General features: G+C 46.2%; 15 protein-coding genes. 14 read left to right on the top strand and 1 reads right to left on the bottom strand.

The features are described from left to right. The first annotated feature begins 64 nt into the window (after positions 1-64). From B3S93_RS11665 to B3S93_RS11720, 12 genes are all read left to right on the top strand, one after another. Positions 65-1,777, top strand: a complete 1,713-nt coding sequence (locus tag B3S93_RS11665) for an APC family permease (RefSeq protein ID WP_292402344.1) — start codon at positions 65-67, stop codon at positions 1,775-1,777. 236 nt (positions 1,778-2,013) lie between these two features. After that, a complete protein-coding gene (locus tag B3S93_RS11670; protein WP_292748864.1) occupies positions 2,014-4,206 on the top strand; it encodes an FAD-dependent oxidoreductase in 2,193 nt (730 codons plus the stop codon). Positions 4,207-4,296: 90 nt separating this feature from the next. Next, positions 4,297-6,432 (top strand): heterodisulfide reductase-related iron-sulfur binding cluster, encoded by a 2,136-nt coding sequence (locus B3S93_RS11675; RefSeq protein WP_292402349.1) that lies wholly within the window; start codon positions 4,297-4,299, stop codon positions 6,430-6,432. Continuing rightward, positions 6,410-7,804: a hypothetical protein gene (locus B3S93_RS11680; protein WP_292402352.1), complete on the top strand. Its 1,395-nt coding sequence runs from the start codon at positions 6,410-6,412 to the stop codon at positions 7,802-7,804. Before B3S93_RS11675 ends, B3S93_RS11680 begins: the two co-directional genes overlap by 23 nt. 47 nt (positions 7,805-7,851) lie before the next feature. After that, positions 7,852-8,646: an electron transfer flavoprotein subunit beta/FixA family protein gene (locus tag B3S93_RS11685; protein WP_292355691.1), complete on the top strand. Its 795-nt coding sequence runs from the start codon at positions 7,852-7,854 to the stop codon at positions 8,644-8,646. Between the two features lie 2 nt (positions 8,647-8,648). Then, complete coding sequence (locus tag B3S93_RS11690) at positions 8,649-9,608, top strand: electron transfer flavoprotein subunit alpha/FixB family protein (RefSeq protein ID WP_292355692.1); 960 nt, start codon at positions 8,649-8,651, stop codon at positions 9,606-9,608. Between the two features lie 159 nt (positions 9,609-9,767). Next, positions 9,768-10,262: a 6,7-dimethyl-8-ribityllumazine synthase gene (gene ribH / locus B3S93_RS11695; RefSeq protein ID WP_292355693.1), complete on the top strand. Its 495-nt coding sequence runs from the start codon at positions 9,768-9,770 to the stop codon at positions 10,260-10,262. A gap of 155 nt (positions 10,263-10,417) precedes the next feature. Continuing rightward, entirely contained in the window at positions 10,418-11,533 is a 1,116-nt protein-coding gene (locus tag B3S93_RS11700; protein WP_292355694.1) for an aminomethyltransferase family protein, read from the top strand. Positions 11,534-11,597: 64 nt separating this feature from the next. Continuing rightward, a complete protein-coding gene (locus B3S93_RS11705) occupies positions 11,598-12,200 on the top strand; it encodes a dimethylamine monooxygenase subunit DmmA family protein (RefSeq protein WP_292355695.1) in 603 nt (200 codons plus the stop codon). Then, on the top strand, positions 12,197-13,150 hold the full coding sequence (locus tag B3S93_RS11710) for a PDR/VanB family oxidoreductase (RefSeq protein ID WP_292402355.1): 954 nt from the start codon (positions 12,197-12,199) through the stop codon (positions 13,148-13,150). The genes B3S93_RS11705 and B3S93_RS11710 overlap by 4 nt, the downstream gene beginning before the upstream one ends. 9 nt (positions 13,151-13,159) lie before the next feature. After that, positions 13,160-14,203: a heme-dependent oxidative N-demethylase family protein gene (locus tag B3S93_RS11715; protein ID WP_292355699.1), complete on the top strand. Its 1,044-nt coding sequence runs from the start codon at positions 13,160-13,162 to the stop codon at positions 14,201-14,203. A gap of 101 nt (positions 14,204-14,304) precedes the next feature. Continuing rightward, positions 14,305-15,087 carry a TorF family putative porin gene (locus B3S93_RS11720; RefSeq protein WP_292402359.1) on the top strand — a complete coding sequence of 261 codons (783 nt, stop codon included), beginning with the start codon at positions 14,305-14,307 and terminating at the stop codon, positions 15,085-15,087. A 53-nt stretch (positions 15,088-15,140) separates the two neighbouring features. On the opposite strand, the gene B3S93_RS11725 is transcribed toward B3S93_RS11720, so the two are convergent. Continuing rightward, entirely contained in the window at positions 15,141-16,544 is a 1,404-nt protein-coding gene (locus B3S93_RS11725; RefSeq protein WP_292402362.1) for a PAS domain-containing protein, read from the bottom strand. A 296-nt stretch (positions 16,545-16,840) separates the two neighbouring features. On the opposite strand from B3S93_RS11725, the gene B3S93_RS11730 reads away from it, so the two are divergent. Both B3S93_RS11730 and narL read left to right on the top strand, forming a co-directional pair. Further along, a complete protein-coding gene (locus B3S93_RS11730) occupies positions 16,841-18,406 on the top strand; it encodes a histidine kinase (protein ID WP_292355705.1) in 1,566 nt (521 codons plus the stop codon). Positions 18,407-18,424: 18 nt separating this feature from the next. Then, positions 18,425-19,069 carry a two-component system response regulator NarL gene (narL, locus tag B3S93_RS11735; protein ID WP_292355707.1) on the top strand — a complete coding sequence of 215 codons (645 nt, stop codon included), beginning with the start codon at positions 18,425-18,427 and terminating at the stop codon, positions 19,067-19,069. Positions 19,070-19,211: the final 142 nt, after the last annotated feature.

A 19,211-nucleotide genomic window follows, 5' to 3' on the forward strand; every position in this document is an offset into this window, starting at 1 on the left:
TGATAATGTAAGCAATAACAACTAAATAATACGGCCAAAGAGCTGTAACTACAGGGGTAAACGGGTGAGTGAGCCTTCAGTAATTGCCAATGTGGCAGCCGTTGATTTGCTGGCCGAAAATCGGGCAGATCCATCAACTTTGCACCGTAGAATTAACTGGACCGGAGCCTTCTGGGTAGCAAGTGGCGTACCGGCACTTGTGCTGTTTTCCATGGGGGCGGTAGCAGCAACAGTCGGCCAGCCAGCCTGGCTGATTTGGATCATTTCTATCAGTTTTGGTTTTCTGCAAGCGTTTACCTATGCTGAAATCGCCGGATTATTTCCACATAAAACAGGCGGAGCATCGGTTTATGGTGCGGTAGCCTGGATTCGATATATCAAGATTGTTGCGCCGATATCAGTATGGTGCAACTGGATAGCCTGGGGGCCGGTACTCGCTATCGGATCGGGGTTGGCAGCAGGGTATATTCTCTCCGCCCTGTTTGCCCCTGATGCCGTCATCAATAGTTGGCAAATCACGCTGGTCGATCTGTCCTACCTGAAAGACGGTTTGAGTTTGCGAATCAACGCGACATTTATCATCGGTAGTGCCCTGATGCTGGTGGTGTTTGCTATACAGAATGGCGGCATACTTCGATCGGCACGTGCCACCATGATCTTTGGTTTGACCGGTTTGTTGCCATTAATATTGGTCGGCCTGGTGCCACTGATTACCGGGGATTTACCATTATCCAATATTACCCCTCTGACACCTCTGGCCTATGATTCAATCGGTCAGGTGATCGATGGTGAATGGAACCTTGAAGGCTGGAAACTGATGGCCGGAGGGCTGTTTATCGCAGCCTGGTCAACTTATGGATTTGAAACGGCGGTTTGTTACACGCGGGAATTCAAAAATCCCAAAAGCGATACTTTCAAGGCCATTTTCTTTTCAGGTTTATTGTGTATTGCAGTGTTTTCACTGGTACCACTGGCATTTCAGGGTCACCTGGGACTTGGACAGCTTGTAGAGCGGGAAACGCTCAATAGTGCCGGTCAGGTTGTGGCGCCGGCAGTTTATGATGGAATGTTATCGGCAGAAATCTACAGTGGTATGGGGGTGGCGAATGTGCTGGCCGGTATTCTGGGTGGGGATAGTATGTTTGCCAATGTGTTTGTGGTGATGCTGGTGCTGGCGTTGCTGTTGTCAGTGATGACCACTATGGCCGGTTCATCACGCACTCTTTATCAGGGATCTATTGACGGTATGTTGCCCGGTTATCTATCCAAGGTAAATGAACAGGGAGCGCCGACTGCAGCAATGTGGACCAACCTGATTGTCAATCTGGTGCTGCTTAGCATGTCTGATTATGTATTCCTGCTTGCTGCTTCCAATGTGGGATATATCATTTTTAATTTTCTCAATCTCAATGCTGGTTGGATTCATCGACTGGATCGACCAAATTGGGAACGACCATACCGTGCGCCAACAGTGCTGATTGCTATTGGTACGCTATTGTCATACGTAAATATGGTGCTGATGGGCATGGGGGCGAATGTCTGGGGAAAGGGAACATTGATGAGTGGCATTCTGCTGGCATTGCTGGTGATTCCGATTTTTATCTGGCGACATTACCTGGTAGATAAAGGCGTATTTCCCAAAGCCATGCGTGAAGACATGTCACTGGATGAAAATGGAGGCGATATTATTTGCCGTGCCGGTATTCTGCCTTATCTGGTCGTGCTGACGGGCATTCTTATTGTCTTTTACAGCAGTTTGCTGGTGGCTGATCTGTAGTGCCAACTCCCAGCATTTTTTCTTTCAAAATTCATGTATTCGAATCAATTTCAACGCATGGCGGAATTTGTGCTCATTAAGTCATATCTGACAGCCCATATACTCTCTCCGACATAGTAACCACTTCGCTCAAGCCTCACGTACTTCCTAGGTGGTAACACATCAGGAGAATTGTTGTGGTCTTTGGCAAGGCTGAAAATAAGCTTGCCCGAACTCACAATAATGGAGAACAGAATATGGCACGCGATCCTAAGCACGATATATTATTTGAACCGATTCAAATCGGTCCCAAAACCCTTCGAAATCGTTTTTATCAGGTACCACATTGTATTGGTGCCGGTTCAGATAAACCTGGCTTCCAGGCCGCTCATCGCTCATTGAAAGCTGAGGGTGGCTGGGCTGCAATGAATACTGAATATTGCTCGATCCACCCTGAATCTGACGACACCATGCGGTTGTCTGCCCGTATCTGGGATGAAGGCGACGTACGTAATCTAAAAGCCATGACCGATGAAGTCCATAAATTTGGCGCGTTAGCCGGTGTGGAACTTTGGTACGGCGGTGCTCATGCGCCTTGTCTGGAAAGTCGGGCAACCCCGATGGGCCCAAGTCAGATTGCTTCAGAATTTGAAACTCTTAGTTATTGTAAAGAGATGGATCTGAGCGATATCCAACGGGTCCAGCAATACTACGTTGATGCAGCTTATCGCTCACGTGATGCCGGTTTTGACATTATTTATGTTTACGGCGCGCACTCATACCTGCCACTGCAATTTTTAAATCCTTATTACAATAAAAGAACTGACCAATATGGTGGTTCACTGGAAAACCGGGCACGTTTTTGGCTTGAAACATTAGAAAAAGTACGTAATGCAGTTGGCAGTGATTGTGCCATTGCGACTCGATTTGCCGTTGATACCCTGTATGGGCCGGGCCAAATCGAAGTTGAAGAAGATGGTATGAAGTTCATTCAGATGGCTGATCCTCTGGTTGATTTATGGGATGTGGATGTCGGTGATATCGCTGAGTGGGGTGAAGATGCCGGTCCATCACGCTTCTATCAGCAAGGTCATCAGGTTCCGTGGACCAAGTTTGTTAAAGAAGTTTCCAAAAAACCAGTACTCGGCGTAGGCCGTTTTACCGATCCGGAAAAAATGACTGAAATCGTCACCAAAGGCTATGCCGATATTATTGGTGCGGCACGTCCATCTATTTCAGATCCGTTCTTACCGAAGAAAATCGAAGAAGGGCGTTACGACGATATTCGAGTATGTATTGGTTGTAATGTCTGTATTTCCCGTTGGGAAATTGGTGGCCCGCCAATGATCTGTACGCAGAATGCGACAGCGGGTGAAGAGTATCGCCGCGGTTGGCATCCGGAAAAATTCAAGAAAGCCACTTCCTCTGATTCAGTATTGGTTGTTGGTGCAGGACCTTCAGGTGCTGAGGCTGCGCGTGTACTGATGGAGCAAGGCTATGTGGTTCACGTTTACGATACCGCTGAAAAAGTCGGTGGCCATTTGAACCAGATTGCATCTTTACCAGGCCTGGGTGAATGGGGATATCACCGTGATTATCGTGAAACCCAGTTGCAGAAACTGGTCAAGAAAAACAAAAACAGTGTGTTGGCGCTGGGGCAAAAAGCGCTCACTGCCGATGATGTACTGGAATATGGTGCAGAAAAAGTCATTATCGCTACCGGTGCCAAATGGCATACCAATGGGGATAACTGTCTGACTCATGATGCCATTCCCGGGGCTGATGCGTCATTACCGGATCAATTAACACCTGAACAAGTTATGTCAGGTGAAAAGAAAATCGGTAAGCGTGTCGTTATTCTCAATGCTGACAGTTATTTCATGGCGCCAAGTCTGGCTGAAAAACTGGTTAATGACGGTCATGAAGTCACCATCGTTACGGGTGTCCACCTGGCGAAATATATGGAATTCACCCTGGAATATCCAAATATGATGCGTCGTTTGCACGAATTGAATATCGAAGAAATTGGCAATCATTTCTGCAGCCGCATTGAAACCGGACGTCTGGAAATTTACAACATGTGGGGTGATGGCTCACGTCGCAGCTACCGTGGCCCTGGCAAATTGCCACGTGACGAGAACAAAACGCATCGCTGGCTGGAGTTTGATTCTCTGGTACTGGTCACAGGTCGTAAATCTGATAACAAGCTTTATCAGGAACTCAAGGCTCGTGAAAGTGAATGGGCTGAGAACGATATCAAAGGCGTGTACCTGATTGGTGATGCTGAAGCGCCTCGTTATATCGCTGATGCCACCTTTACCGGTCATCGTGTGGCACGTGAGATTGAGTCTGAAAATCCTCAATTCCCGCTGCCATACAAACGCGAAACGATTGCCTGGGGCACACCGCATATGCCGGGTGGTAACCATGAGATCGAGTACAAGATCTAAATAGCAGGAACCGGTTGTGTGCTGTCAATTGTGGCAGCACACCTACCGTTTGCTCAATCATTATGAATTTCCCAGGAAAGTAGGTGTGTCATGAATGAAGCACATGAAATTACTCGAATTCTGTTTGAAGGCTTTTCAAACTGGTCAATTTATCTTTTCTACGTAATTGGCTATACCGCTATCGGTATATTTCTTTACGGTGTTTATGTGCAGATCCGCAAGTATCGTCGCGGCAAGCCTGATGCTTCTTGGGGTGAGTTTTTTGCACGCTTTAAAGACATGTGCAAGACCATGGCTACGCATCGCACCCTTAAACGGCGTGATAAGTCAGCTGGTCGTGCCCATGCACTGATATTTTTTGGCTTTGTGCTGCTGTTTATCGGCACAGCCACGATTACCCTCGAATACGACATTCTGGAACCCCTGTTTGGTATCACGTTCTGGTATGGCGATTTTTATCTGTGGTTCTCCTTGGTCCTGGATTTGGCTGGTGTCGGCCTGATTGGGGGACTGCTTTATATGATGTACCGCAGAAAATGGTTAAAGCTGCCCAAACTTGACTATGCTCGCCCGGATCGTGAGCCCGGCGACCCCGATTATGATCGCAGTGGTTACCGCCGCGAAGACTGGGCTTTTTTATGGGCGCTTATCCTGATTGGCTTCACAGGCTTTTTACTGGAAGCCGCACGTCTGGTCTGGTTAAGTGAAACTGCAACTGTCTGGGATTATCGCTGGTGGTCACCCATCGGAGCACTGATGGCACATGTAATGGCTGGCCTGGGCATGGGGGCAGAAGCAGCAGGCAATTTCCGCACTGGACTGTGGTGGTTCCATGGTGTGTTGGCTTTGGCCTTTGTCGCACTGATTCCATACACCAAAGTAAAACATATCTTCACCGCATCAGCGTCTTTGATGTTCCGTGATCCGATGGCCGGTAAGCGGTTGCCGAGTGTGCCGGAAGATCAGGAAGATATTGGTATCAAAACCATTACTGACCTTACCTGGAAACAGTTGCTGCATCTGGATTCCTGTACCAAGTGTGGCCGTTGCCATGAAGCTTGTCCGGCAACTGCTGTAGGTGCACCGTTATCACCGCGTGATGTGATCCTGTCATTACGTGAATTTGCCAATAAATCATTGCAATCCAAGGAGCTGCCAGAACAGGCCGAGCTGGATGTTCATGGCAAGGATGTCGGTCAGGTATTCATGGAAACACTTTGGTCATGTCGAACTTGTATGGCCTGTGTGGAGATTTGTCCGGTAGCGATCGAGCATGTTCCGATCATTGTGCAGATGCGTCGCAAGCTGGTAGATGAAGGCAATATGGAACCGATTCTGCAGAAAACCATGCAGTCAATCCATAAAAACGGCAACTCGATGAATGAATCGAAGCGTAAACGTCCACGTTGGACCAAAGAATTACCGTTCACCATTAAAGATGCACGTAAAGAACCGGTTGATGTGATGTGGTTTGTCGGCGACTACGCTTCTTTTGATCCCCGAAACCAGGTAGTGACCCGCTCTTTTGCCAAGTTGATGAAACAGGCAGGCGTTGATTTCGGCTTGCTTTACGAAGCAGAAATGAATGCCGGTAATGATGTGCGTCGAGTCGGTGAGGAAGGGCTCTACGAGTTCCTGGCGAATGCCAACATTAGCACCCTTGAAAAATGTGATTTCAATTCGATTGTAACCACCGACCCTCACTCATTCAACACGATTCGTAATGAGTATCCGGATTTCGGTGGTGAATTTGAAATTCAGCATTACACCACCTTGCTCAAGCAGTTATTTGAAGAGGGCAAACTCAAGCTCAACAAAAAACTCGATTACCGCGTGACATTCCATGACCCATGTCATCTTGGACGCTATAACAAAGGCTATGACGCACCTCGTGAACTGATCAAGTTGCTGGGATGTGAACTGATCGAAATGGATCGTAATCGTGACAACTCCTTCTGCTGTGGTGCCGGTGGTGGTCGTATCTGGATTCCGGATCCGGTCGGTATTGAAAAACCGTCTGAGAACCGGATGCGTGAGGCAGCAGAAATTGAAGAGCTTGATGTCTTTATCGTGTCATGCCCGAAAGATCTGACCATGTTTGAAGATGCACTCAAAACCGCTGGATATGAAGGCAAATTCGTCGTGAAAGAGTTAATTGAGCTGGTCAATGAATGTGTCGAGTTTGATGAAGTTGAGGTCATCGATGCCGATGTTGTTTCCGCCTGATATCTGCCTGCCGGAGACTGCCGATGCACTGATTAACTGTGCGATAAGCAGTGGCGATCTGCATAGTGCAGCAGCAGTGTATGAACTGGCTGAGGGTGAGCAAAAACAGCAGTTGAGCGACATACTTTGTAAGGAGCGTCGCAACACACTTCTGTTGGCTCGCTGGGAGCATACACCTGCAGCAGTGCTGCAAATGCTGGCGGAAATCGAGGATGAAACAATCCGGTTAAGATTGGATAAAAATCCATCCAGTCGTGCCGGCACATTGAACACTATCTATAAAAAAGGTGGTCATGATCGGCAGTTGATCAGCCTGCTGACTCAGCATGCACACAGCTCATCGACATTACTGAACAGTCTGGCTATGAGCGAGGATGACATTCCAATTCTCAAATCCATTGCTGCGCATCCAAATACCGATGCAAATACATTGAATCGCCTTGAACAACGTTATCCCGATATGTTTGATAACGAACTGGCTGTCCATGCTGAAACACCCCCTGAATTACTGGAAAAGCTCTATCAGCGAGGTAACTGTTTTATCCGATCCGCTGTGGTGACTCATATCCGATGTCCACAGTTTTTGCTGGATTTGGCATTTAATGAAACAGACATAAACATTCTAAGACATCTGGCGGCAAATCCCCGGTTATCCCCGGAAAAATTAGCCATTCTGGCGCAACATGATGACGTCAGCGTGCTTCGTACTCTGGCAGGTAATCCATCTCTGAGCAAAGAGCTCGCAAACCAGATGATCCATAACAGTACCAATATTGTGCGTCGGGCTTTGGCGAGTCGAACTGACCTGACAGATGAAAATTTGCAGCAGCTGGCTAATGATGAAGATCACTGGGTTAGACAGAGAGTAGCCCGTCATCCCCAATTAGATGAAATGCTGCTTAATAAACTGGCCCAGGACCAGAATGATGAAGTTCGTCGTGCAGTAACGCGAAACCCACTGACATCTATCGATATTCTCAGACGGCTTTCTGTAGATAACAGCGTCTGGGTCAGAGCCGGTGTGGCGTATCAAAAGAACACCCCTGCAGATGTGCTCGGCATGCTGTCTGCTGAAGATGATGTCGACGTGCTGAGCGGAGTGGCCAGCAACGCTAATACCCCGCAAGCCATTTTGATAAGACTGTCGGGTTCTCAACAGACTGATATACGTCGTGGCGTAATTATTAATCCAAAGGCCGAGCGAGACACTCTGCTGCCTCTGCTGGAAGACCCGTATTACTTGCATCGGTTAATGCTGGTATCCAACCCTTCACTGAATGATCACGACCGCTGGAGCCTGCATGACGATCCTGATCTATCCGTCCGTTTTATGGTGTTCAAATGGTTTACACAAAAATATTTGCAGCCTTAGCTGCATTAGAAATGCTGTTTTATACAGTCAACTAGGAGATAAATCTGATGAAAATACTGGTTGCAGTTAAAGAAGTCGCTGCATTAGATGAAGACTTCGAAATTCGTGATGATCAACTTGATGTCGATGAGGATTTTCTGCTTTACGACCTCAACGAGTGGGATGATTTTTCACTTGAAGAAGCGATGGTTATCAAAGAATCATCTGACACCGAAGTTGAAGTGGTGGTGGTATCGGTCGGACCGGAAAGGGTCGATGACGTCCTGAGAAAATGCCTGGCTAAAGGTGCTGATCGCGCTATTCGAGTCTGGGATGATGCAATGGAAGGTTCTGATTCTGTCACGATTGGTCGCATCCTGTCCGCTGTCGTCGAAAAAGAAAAACCGGATATGGTATTTGCTGGTGTGCAGTCATCAGATGAAGCAGCTGGTTCAACCGGTATTTCACTGGCAGCCAGCCTTAATTGGCCTCATGCGGCAGTGGTTGCAGGACTTGAATATCAGCCTGGCAGTAATAAAGCCAAAATCACCCGGGAACTGGAAGGCGGACTTTCACAGGAAGTGGAAATTGACTGCCCATCAGTGCTCACCATCCAGCTTGGTATCAATACCCCGCGTTACGCCTCATTACGTGGCATCAAGCAGGCAGCTGCCAAACCTGTAGATGAAATCAGCCTGAGTGATTTGGGTTTGAGTGAGAGTGATGTTGGTGTTGATGCTGCTTTATCACGTGTACGGCGCATGTATATTCCTGAAAAAGGGATGGCCTCAATGATTGAAGGTACACCTGCTGAACAGGCAGCAAAACTGGCTGAAATTATTCGTGAGTTCAAAGGGGAATAACCATGAAAACATTCTTATTAATTGCTGAACACCGTCGTGGCGAACTGCGACCTATCTCACTGGAAGTTATTGCTGCGGCACAGGAACTAAGACAGGCTGATGACAAGGTTGTGGTAGCTGTGATTGGCGAACAGGCTGAAAATTATGTTGCCGATCTGTCAGTGGCCGGTGTAGATGAAATCATCACGGTAAAAACGGCCACTGTCGAGTTTGATCCGGATATCTTTGAAGCTGCAATCACTTCGCTGATGGAAAAGCTGGATCCCGAAGTGGTTCTGCTCCCTCATAGTGTCGATTCTCTAGGCTACGCAGCCACTCTGGCACGCAAGGGTAATTATGGCTTTGCTACCGATGTATATGGACTGCAATATGATGGCGATGAACTGGTGGCGACACGATCCGGCTATGACCAGAAGGTCAATGTAGAGCTGGATTTTCCAGGCAAGCAATGTGTGTTGTTGACCATTCGTCCAAGCGTTTTCAAACCGACTGAGGAAAAAGCTTCTCCATCGGTATCGTCAGAAGATATGACCAATATCGAATCACGCAGTACTAACCTGGAATTTGTTGAGGCTGGTGGGGCAGATGATATTGATATCACCACGGTCGATTTCATTATGTCGATAGGCCGGGGTATTGCCGAAGAAGCCAATGTTGAACAGTTCCGTGAGCTGGCTGAGATGGCTGATGCCACTTTGTGTTGCTCAAGACCTATTGCCGATTCCGGTTGGTTACCAAAATCCCGTCAGGTCGGTCAGTCAGGCAAGGTGGTTGGATCCTGCAAACTGTATGTAGCGATGGGCATTTCCGGTTCGATTCAGCATATGGCGGGCATGAAACATGTGCCGACTATTGTTGCTGTAAACAGTGATCCAGGCGCTTCGATTTTTACTATCGCCAAATACGGCATTGTCGGCGATATTTTCGAAATCGAAGAAGAGTTGCGCAGCCATTTTGAATAGGCTGGATTTATAGGGATTGTTGTTCTCTCAGAACATTCAACAATTAGTGATGGAATAACAATTGACCCTCCTAAATTCGTGGGCTGGCGGGGTTACTGGCAGTGTCTGCCTTGGCAGACATCCCCGTTGGTTTCGCGATCTATATGAAGGAAAATCGGTATGACAGATGATCTAAAAGTGTCAGCAACGAAAGCTGGTTTGAATGGCAAAGGTCTACGGATCGGTATCGTTCAGTCCCGCTTTAATCCGGCCATTGGCAGCGCCTTGGTCAGCGGCTGTATCGATGAACTTAATCGAGCGGCGGTAGCCAGCAACGATATTGTGCTGTTTACCGTACCAGGCGCACTAGAAATATCATTGGTTTTATCAGAACTGTCGGAGAGCGGAAAATTTGATGGTCTGATAGCGTTAGGCTGTGTGATTCGCGGTGAAACCTACCATTTTGAGGTGGTTTGCAATGAATCAGCTCGGGCCATTACGGAAATACAGCAGCATTACCGTGTCCCTATTGCCAATGCCATTCTGACGACCGAAAACGAAGAACAGGCGAGTACCCGAGCTCGTGTCAAAGGCAAAGAGTCAGCCCAGGTTGTGCTGGAAATGATTCAAACCCTGCAACGATTACAGCAACTCCCAAAATCTATATCGGCTTAATAAATATTCTTGATCTTGTAGAAGATCTCAACGAGTTCAAATTCGAGTATGGCTATTTACTCCATTGGGAGTACGCCATCTTGGGAATTTTCGAGCATTGCTTGCTGGGCTATGGTTTGTCTATGCCATAAATTTTAATGACTGTGGAGATCGCAATGCTTAGAAATTCAATCCTGAATGTACGTCATAAGGAACTCGGTTCGTTATTGAATGGGGACACCTGGAACAATATGCCGATTCCGTGGAGCTATAAATCGGATGCTGATGAAGAGGTGATTGCTGTTCGTACTCGGGCAGGTCTGTATGACGTATCTGCTTTGAATATTCTGAATGTGAGCGGTCCTGATGCAACGGCAGTAGTGGACCAACTGGTCACCATTGATGTCACCAAAATGGAACCAGGTACCTCAAGGCTGGCAGCTGAAGTGGATGAGACTGGTGCGTTATGTGATGACATTATGGTAATTTGCGATGCGCCGAATCAATTCCGCCTGTCACATGGCAGCGGTGCCACCCCACAGCAGCTGGAGAAGCTCTCTCAGGGTAAAAATGTTCAGATCGCAGCGGACTTGGATGTACATATCCTGTCATTGCAGGGACCAAAATCCTTGGAAGTGCTGAATCCTCATCTGGACTTTGATTTGGAAACGCTGCCTTATTTCCGTCATGTTGACGCGAAACTGTTTGGCTGTGCTATCAAAATTGCCCGTGGCGGCTATTCTGGCGAGCGTGGTTATGAAGTCTACTGCAGTGCCGATGATGCCATTCATATCTGGGACATGATTCTGGAAAAAGGCAAACCATTTGGTGTGATTGCCGCCTCCTGGGATTCGCTTGATCTTACCCGTGTAGAAGCAGGTCTGCTGTTTTTCCCCTATGAGATGCCTGAGGGCGATACCACCCCCTGGGAAGTCAATATGGGCTGGGGTGTCGATCTGGATAAACCTGGCGATTATATCGGCAAAGCAGCTGTATTGGCCTCTAAAGGCAAAGAACGCTTCAAGCAGGCCGGTATTACCTGTATGACCGCCGAGGCTGTTGAGCCTGGTTCTCGTATTACCCATGACGGTAAAGATATTGGGGTGGTGACCAGTTCCAGTTACAGCAATTACCTGATGCAATCTCTGGCGCTGGTGCATTTGCATCCTGATCATCTCGCGATAGGGACTCAAGTGATGGTGGAAGGCAAACAACCGGTCAAAGCCTATGTTGCCAAAATGCCTTTCTATGATCCGATGCGCCTGCGTACTCATCCGGAACAACAAAAGTAAATAGTCTGCACAGCGCCAGCCAGGAATCTGGTCGCGCTTAGCCAGATTTAATGAGGAAATCATTATGCAAAGAGGTTACTGGATAAGAAGCAAACCACTGTACGACTCACTGGTATGGCAAACCCCTGCGGTTGCACATCTGGTGGTAGCCGGGGGCGAGGGTGGTATTGCTGTTCTTAAATTATTTCAGCAGATGTACCCCAAAGAGCCTATTCAGGTGCTTTATGCAGATTTACCAACGGCCAAAAAAAATTATTCAGACATCCTGCAGCAAATCGTACTGGAGGAGCTTGATATTTGTGATTCAGAAGAAAGCTTGCTGGCAAATCTGGAACAACGACTAAAAGACTGCACGATGGGAACCCACTTTTATGTGGCAGGCAGCGAAGCTTTTATGTGGCAAGTTTTGCAGAAAACCCGTGCTGCTGGTGTTCAAGATGTTGATGTGCAGAAAGAGTTGTGCGGCACATTGGCAAGGCCGGTGTATTGCGTTCATTGCAAAACCATTACACGTGATGTTCATCACAATGTCTTCCCATGTAGCAATTGTGGTCGACATCTGTTTGTCCGTGACCATTTTTCCCGGCGTCTTGGTGCGTACATGGGGGTGATGGTGGATGCAGAGGAGCCTGGCAACATTCCACAGATTGAAGAGGTTTATCCATGAGTATCCTGAACGTAAAAGTGGCCGATGTCGAACAGGTCACCGATATGGTGAAACATTTCACGCTGGTTCAAGAAAATGGCCAGCCGTTACCGAGGTTTTCCGGTGGCAGTCATGTAGTAGTGTCGATGAACATCAATGGTCGAATCCATCGTAATCCTTATTCACTGATGGGATCTCCGGAAAATACTGATAGTTATCATATTTCAGTGCGTCGACAGGAAAATTCGCGTGGTGGTTCGGTATTCATGCATGACGGCGTCGAAGTAGGATCCACGTTGCAGATAACCTATCCCGTCAATCTGTTCAGTCTTTCCAAGTTAGGAAAAAAACACATTCTGGTTGCCGGCGGTATCGGTATTACGCCCTTTATGTCGCAAATCGCTGATTTAAACCGACTCGGTGATGACTATGAAATGCATTACGCCTTCCGTTCAGCTGAGCATGGTGCTTTTGTAGAACAACTACAACAAATGTGTGGTGATCGATTGCATCTGCATATTGAAAGTGAAGGACAGCGAATTAATTTCCATAACCTTCTATCCAACCAACCTCTTGGTACCCATATTTATGTGTGTGGTCCAGAGCCGATGGTCAATGCATTATTACTGACAGCCAAAGATTTAGGCTGGCCAAAAACGCATGTTCATAGCGAGCAGTTCCTGGCACCACCTATCGGTGATTCGTTTCGAGTGCAACTCGTCAAGTCCAATATGGAAATTGAAGTCCCTGGTGATATGAGCATGCTCGAAGCAATGGAAGAGGCTGGTCTGGAACCTGATTTTCTCTGCCGTGGCGGTGCATGTGGGCGCTGTGAAGTGGAAGTTCTGGAGTGCGATGGTGCACTGATGCATAACGATCATTATCTGTCTGATGCCGAGAAAGCGTCTGGCAACAAAATCATGCCCTGCGTCTCCAGGGCCCGCTGTCAGAAATTATTACTCAATATCTGAGGACGTCTTATGAATACTCCAGCCTTTAAAAAAGAAACTTTCCGTGACGATTACACTTTCCGTAATTCACCTGAGGCAATACGGCGTTTTCCATTTCCGTTTGCCGAAGATGAATACATGTACAGCGTCAATATCGAGCAGCATGTATCAACCAACCCGGGATCGGTTTTTGAATATGCCATCGATATTGATGAGCATTACATCGCCGAATGTGAGGATCGACGTCTGACTCTTGAACGCGATCCTACGCGTTATATTGCATTGCCACACATGATGGACGCTCAATGGGACATGGTCGAACTGATCATGGATTCATTGTCGACAGATTATCCCCAATGGTTTGAACTGACCAAAAATGGCAATCAATGGCATTGGATTAACAAACCACTGGAAATTGATCAGACCTTTACTTTTGGTGATACCAGTACATTGCCAATGGAGCCGTTTGAATACATCAGCCGTCAGGTGCAGGGTGACTGGATCATCATGGATCATCGCGACGACGACTTGTTTGCTGATATGGGTATGGTCACCAGTCAGGCCGACTGGTCAATCGCTTTTGATGCCGGAATGTCTTTCAAAGAGTGGCATGGCCCGGTTCCACAAGCGAATGAAATCGGCATTTTTGACCGGGCACTGAAATATTTGCTGCATCTGCAATATGGCAGTCCGGTGCGCCGACTTAACTGGACCATGACGGTGAATCCACGTCTTGATACTTCTCCTGAAGAGTTTCCATTATGGGGACCGGATAACGCTTCTGTTACTCCGGAAAATGTCGGAGAGAAAGTGCACCTTCGTGTTGAATTGCAGGCGCTATTCCGTCTGCCACGTAGTAATGCGATTGCCTTCAGTGTGCGTGGTTATCTTATCAGCCTCGATGAATTGATCACTTATCCAAAATGGGCAAAACGGCTACGTCGGGTGCTGACTAATCTGCATCCTGATCTCTCCGAATATAAGGGCCTGGATCTTTATCGACAAACCGTCATCGATTATTTGGAACCATTAGAAGACGGAGCCGAACTGGGATTGGGTACCCAGCCGGAATAAATTTCCTTTCAAAGAATATGGGCTTTCGTCCATAGCACTGGCCGCTGGCTAATGCCGGCCAGCGGTTCGCATTACCTTTAAAAACCCAGAAGGAAACAAAAATGAAAATGAGAAATATGGTGGTATCCGGGTTGGCCGGGATGAGCTTAATGACGAGCGCATCAGTATTTGCCGAAACAACCTCGCCACATAGTGTCAGTGCCAATGTCGGTCTGTTCAGTCAATACAATTTCCGTGGTATTGATTTTAGTGATGAAGACGTGGCTCTGCAGGGTGGCTTTGACTATGCTCATACCAGTGGCTGGTATGCGGGCGTATGGGCTTCCAGTCTGGAAGAAGATCTTAATGTGGGTAACAGTCTTGAAGTAGACTTTTATGGTGGTTATTACCATCAGTTTACCGATGACTTTAGTGTCGATGTGGGTATATTGCAGTTCTACTATCCTGATCGTGAGAAAGTACCAGGCTTGGCCGGTGGTAGTGATGAAGATTTTGATACCACAGAAGCCTATGTGGCTGGGACTTGGAAATGGTTTACTGCTAAATATAGTCGTACGCTGACAGATTGGGGCGGTGTCAATAACAATACTATGGGCGCTGACGCAAATGGTGATTCCAAAGGCACAGGTTACTATGAATTGAATTTCGCTTACGGTTTGCCAATGGGCTTCAATTTATCAGCGCACGTTGGTCGTCTGGATGTCGAAAATTACAGTGAATATGATTACACAGACTACCTGATTGGTCTGAGTAAAGACCTAACGATTGCTGGTTCTGAAGGTTGGACTGTAGGTGTGAACTATACCGATACCAACGCTGATGAAGATTGGTGGGGCGATCGTGGGGATGACCAATTTATCGGATATATCTCACGCAGTTTCTGATTTAGCTTACTAAATGTATCACAGTCACAGCTCCCCTTAATTAAGGGGGGCTGTTATTTTATTAAATCGGGTCTGTTTTCAAGCATTTCACGTAGTCCAAACTCAAGTTGAGAGGAAGTATCGTTACTCAGATCGATAACAACACCTTCCAGGGCTAGCAATTCACCACTGGCAGAAAAGATACCTTCACCTTGTTCCATCACCCAACGGGTTTTGTTGGTGCGAGTACAGATACGATAGATCATCTGGAATTTTCGCTGTTTGGCTATTTGTTCCTGTACGTGTTCCCAACAACGAGGTCGATCTTCGGAATGAATCAGCTGCATATAGGTGACATTGTTTGAGTTTATCAGCTCGTAAGGCTGATATTCAGTGACTTCAAGGCAACTATCGCTGACAAATTCAAACGTCCAGTCACGATCATTTTTACAACGGTAAACCATGCTGGGAATATTGGTCATAATCATATCTACGGGTGAGTGACGATTATGTTTCTGCGCTGCTTCAAGTTGCTTGAGCTGAGTGATATCGGTCAACGTGCCAATGACACTGGAACGTTCACCTTTAAAATTGGAACTGCGGGAAGCACGGATTTCGATCCATCGATATGAACCGTTTTTAGTAATGACACGACATTCGATTTGAAAATATTGACGTTTTCCCTGAATAAGTGAATTCATTCTTGATTCAACAAGTAAAATATCTTCAGGGTGTATAAAACTTAAAAAAGGTTTGTTTATTGATTCTGAAACACTAAAGTCAGTCAGTATTTCCCAGGCCGTATTTGCATATATAATATCCTGATCGACATTGTTTATAAAAATGATTTGTCTGATATTATTTAAGAGGCTTGGGAAATTGAATTTTTCTGATTTTAATTCTGAATCATTTTGCGCTTGTGTGATGGAAGAAAATTGGAGCAAATTAAGGTTTGATTGACCCTCGGAGTTGAGTGGTGACAGTGATATATGTACGGGTATGGTCGTGCCATCGACATATAGCATACGTAGCGTAAGTGTCTGATGTGGTTCATGGTTGGTTTTCATATGTCGCATGAAATTAGTCAACGCAGCATGATTACTGGGGTGCACCATATTGGTCAGTGGCATATTAGTGACCAGTTCGCGCATACCATTCATTCCCAGCTCACGTAGGAAGGCATTATTGGCAAAAATGATATTAAAACCATCAATAACGGCAGAGGGTGTTGATAGCCGTTTTGCAACATCATTTGCCCAACCGAGATTCTTGTCTGATGGCTGATTGCCAGCCAGCATCAGTTTCCGTTGGCTACGAGGATAAAAGGCAATGGTAAGTACAGCAGAAAATAATGCTGCAAATATGGCTGCCGCCACCGCAAAATGTATTTTGAATGGGGCTGTGCTGTCCCACCATGTACCAAATACGATGGCTGTGATCATGCTTAACATGATCATGGTAAATATAATGAGACCCATTGTTCTGACCCTTGAGAACAGCTTTATCGGGAAGCCCGGTTTTGAAGAAATTTGACCTGAAATATATTTTTAAAAGCATACGCCAAAGAGCTGTTTTTTCCAAGCTGATTACGTTGCTTTTATGTATTGCAATGACAGTGCTTTTAATTCAGGCAGGAACTTTATTTTTGTTGGATTATATGATTTCAAGCCAGCGTGCAATTGAAAAGGTTAATGTACATAAGATTTATTGGGATAAACATTTATTTTATTTGAATAGCCTGCGACCGTCTGATGCACAGAAAACATTGGCTCAAATGAAAAAAAATTACCTGGATATTGAGGATGAATCTGTTGCCTGGATGCTTAATCAGGAAAATGATGCATTAAAAGTGGCGCTTGAGGATATTAAACAAGCCCAGAAAAACTTTGATGGCGTAGCAGAACTGAACATTCGTATGGCCACTCAGCTCAGATTGGCTGAAAATGTTTTGGATTCTTATAAAGAGCTGGCGGATGCTTTGCATCGGGATAGTGAAATCAAAATTTCAGTGATCGCTTTGCTTAATATCATCAGCCTGCTATTTCTCTATAGCTGCATCATTGCCATTATGTTGGGAGCGAAAAATTTTCTGGTTGAACGCATGGATAGGTTACAGACCTTCCTGATGTTCAAGTTCCCTGCTCAAAAGCAGGAACCAAATGCTGATGAATTTACTCGCCTTGAGCAACGTATTTTTGAAATGACAGCCAAAATAGAAGGCTATGCCTCACAGGTTGCATGGGCCGAACGTACCAATGAAAAACTGCTTATTTTATTGCGTTCTCATGAGTTTATTCTTAATTTCATTGAGACGACCAGTCATGAAATTCTAAGTGAAAAAACGTTGCTCAAAGTGATTTATTCACTTGAACGAGCGATGAATTTTTCTAATGTTGCGATTATTTACACCGATGACGCCGCGGTTATTTCCAGTGAACAAATCATTTTTTCGCATCATCCGCCGCCAAAACTGGATAATCAAAGATTCGATGAATTGCACCGTAACAACATGTCCAGTTATATGGAACAGAATTCGGAAGGTGAAGAAATTCGCTGTGTGGGAGTGACATTCAGTGGGCCCGCGTCAGCACTTGGGATCTTGTTGATTGAGACAGAAAAAGACAGATTTCTGGAAAATACCGAAATCCAGGTACTGGAAATTACTGCAAAACTACTGACGATGGCCACCAAATTTCACAGTCATGATGAAGAGGGACGTCGACTGGCTGTCTTGGAGGAACGTGCCGCCATTGCCCGAGAACTGCATGACTCCCTGGCACAATCCTTATCCTTTATGAAGATCCAACTGGCTCGGCTTCAGTCGGCTGGCGATAACAAGATAAAAAGTGCAGAGATGATAGGTGAGCTTCGGCAAGGTCTTGATTCGGCTTATCGCGAGCTACGTGAACTGCTTACCACCTTCCGGGTGCATATGGACTTACGGGGATTGGGTTATGCTATTCAAACCACGATTGATGAGTTTTCACAGCGTTCCAGTATCAACATCAATCTTGATTATCGACTTGTTAACTGCCGTCTGACGGTCAATGAAGAATTTCATATGTTACACGTGCTCCGGGAGGCACTATCCAATATCGTGCGGCACTCTAAAGCAAAGAATGTAGCGATATTCCTGGAGCTACGTAAAAATGGAAATGTTGTATTAACCATAGAAGATGACGGTATAGGTTTTACGGCTAATACCAACACCTATGATCATCATGGTCAGATCATCATGAAGGAACGTGCCAATAGCCTGGGAGGGGATCTTGAAGTGATGGCCAAACGCCATGGAGGCACTCGAGTTCGATTGGTGTTTACACCAAAGTCAGTACAATAATTATAGCGAGAGAAAAACATGACTGAGAAAATAAGAGTACTTCTGATTGATGACCATCCGTTATTTCGTAAGGGTGTTGGACAGATCATTTCGGATGATCCGAGTTTTGAAATTGTGGGTGAAGCAGCTTCAGGTCAGGAAGGGATAGATCTGGCCCTTGAGGTTAAACCGGATCTGGTTTTATTGGACCTTAATATGAAAGGCATGGATGGGCTGGAAACATTACGACGTTTCAAAGAGACAGACTTGGATGCTCATTATGTCGTTCTGACGGTCTCGGATGCGGAAGAGAATCTGCTTGAGGCATTGCGAATAGGCGCTGATGGTTATTTGCTTAAGGATATGGAACCAGAGGATTTAAGGAATCATTTGCTTAAAGCCGCTGTAGGCGTCACCGTGTTACAGGACAGCATGACCGAAATATTAAAGAAAGCATTCATAGACCCGCAGCATAAAGTGAGTGCGGATGAGGTCAATCTGACGGTGCGTGAAAACGAAATTCTGGAATGTCTGGCTGAGGGGATGAATAATAAAACCATTGCCCGAAAATTGGACATTCGTGATACCACTGTCAAAGTGCATATCAAAAATATCCTGCGCAAACTGAATCTTACTTCACGTTTGGAGGCGGTAGTGTGGAAGCATCAACAGGATGGCAGGTAACTACTGAATAAATTAATGCCGACAATCCTGAACCAGGATTGCCGGCAATAATTACTGGATTTACAAAGGTCAACAGACCCTAGGGCGTGTTTATCTCTCATTTCCTCCTCTGTTGTGAGCTGAAAAAGCGTCAATCAAGGCA

Source organism: Methylophaga sp. UBA3613, assembly GCF_002375415.1.
Lineage (GTDB): Bacteria > Pseudomonadota > Gammaproteobacteria > Nitrosococcales > Methylophagaceae > Methylophaga.

Coding starts and splice junctions, on each gene's coding strand:
- B3S93_RS11670 (WP_292748864.1), top strand. CDS start 2,014: ATGGCACGCGATCCTAAGCACGATATATTATTTGAACCGATTCAAATC.
- B3S93_RS11675 (WP_292402349.1), top strand. CDS start 4,297: ATGAATGAAGCACATGAAATTACTCGAATTCTGTTTGAAGGCTTTTCA.
- B3S93_RS11680 (WP_292402352.1), top strand. CDS start 6,410: ATGCCGATGTTGTTTCCGCCTGATATCTGCCTGCCGGAGACTGCCGAT.
- B3S93_RS11685 (WP_292355691.1), top strand. CDS start 7,852: ATGAAAATACTGGTTGCAGTTAAAGAAGTCGCTGCATTAGATGAAGAC.
- B3S93_RS11690 (WP_292355692.1), top strand. CDS start 8,649: ATGAAAACATTCTTATTAATTGCTGAACACCGTCGTGGCGAACTGCGA.
- ribH (WP_292355693.1), top strand. CDS start 9,768: ATGACAGATGATCTAAAAGTGTCAGCAACGAAAGCTGGTTTGAATGGC.
- B3S93_RS11700 (WP_292355694.1), top strand. CDS start 10,418: ATGCTTAGAAATTCAATCCTGAATGTACGTCATAAGGAACTCGGTTCG.
- B3S93_RS11705 (WP_292355695.1), top strand. CDS start 11,598: ATGCAAAGAGGTTACTGGATAAGAAGCAAACCACTGTACGACTCACTG.
- B3S93_RS11710 (WP_292402355.1), top strand. CDS start 12,197: ATGAGTATCCTGAACGTAAAAGTGGCCGATGTCGAACAGGTCACCGAT.
- B3S93_RS11715 (WP_292355699.1), top strand. CDS start 13,160: ATGAATACTCCAGCCTTTAAAAAAGAAACTTTCCGTGACGATTACACT.
- B3S93_RS11720 (WP_292402359.1), top strand. CDS start 14,305: ATGAAAATGAGAAATATGGTGGTATCCGGGTTGGCCGGGATGAGCTTA.
- B3S93_RS11725 (WP_292402362.1), bottom strand. CDS start 16,544: ATGGGTCTCATTATATTTACCATGATCATGTTAAGCATGATCACAGCC.
- B3S93_RS11730 (WP_292355705.1), top strand. CDS start 16,841: ATGAAAAAAAATTACCTGGATATTGAGGATGAATCTGTTGCCTGGATG.
- narL (WP_292355707.1), top strand. CDS start 18,425: ATGACTGAGAAAATAAGAGTACTTCTGATTGATGACCATCCGTTATTT.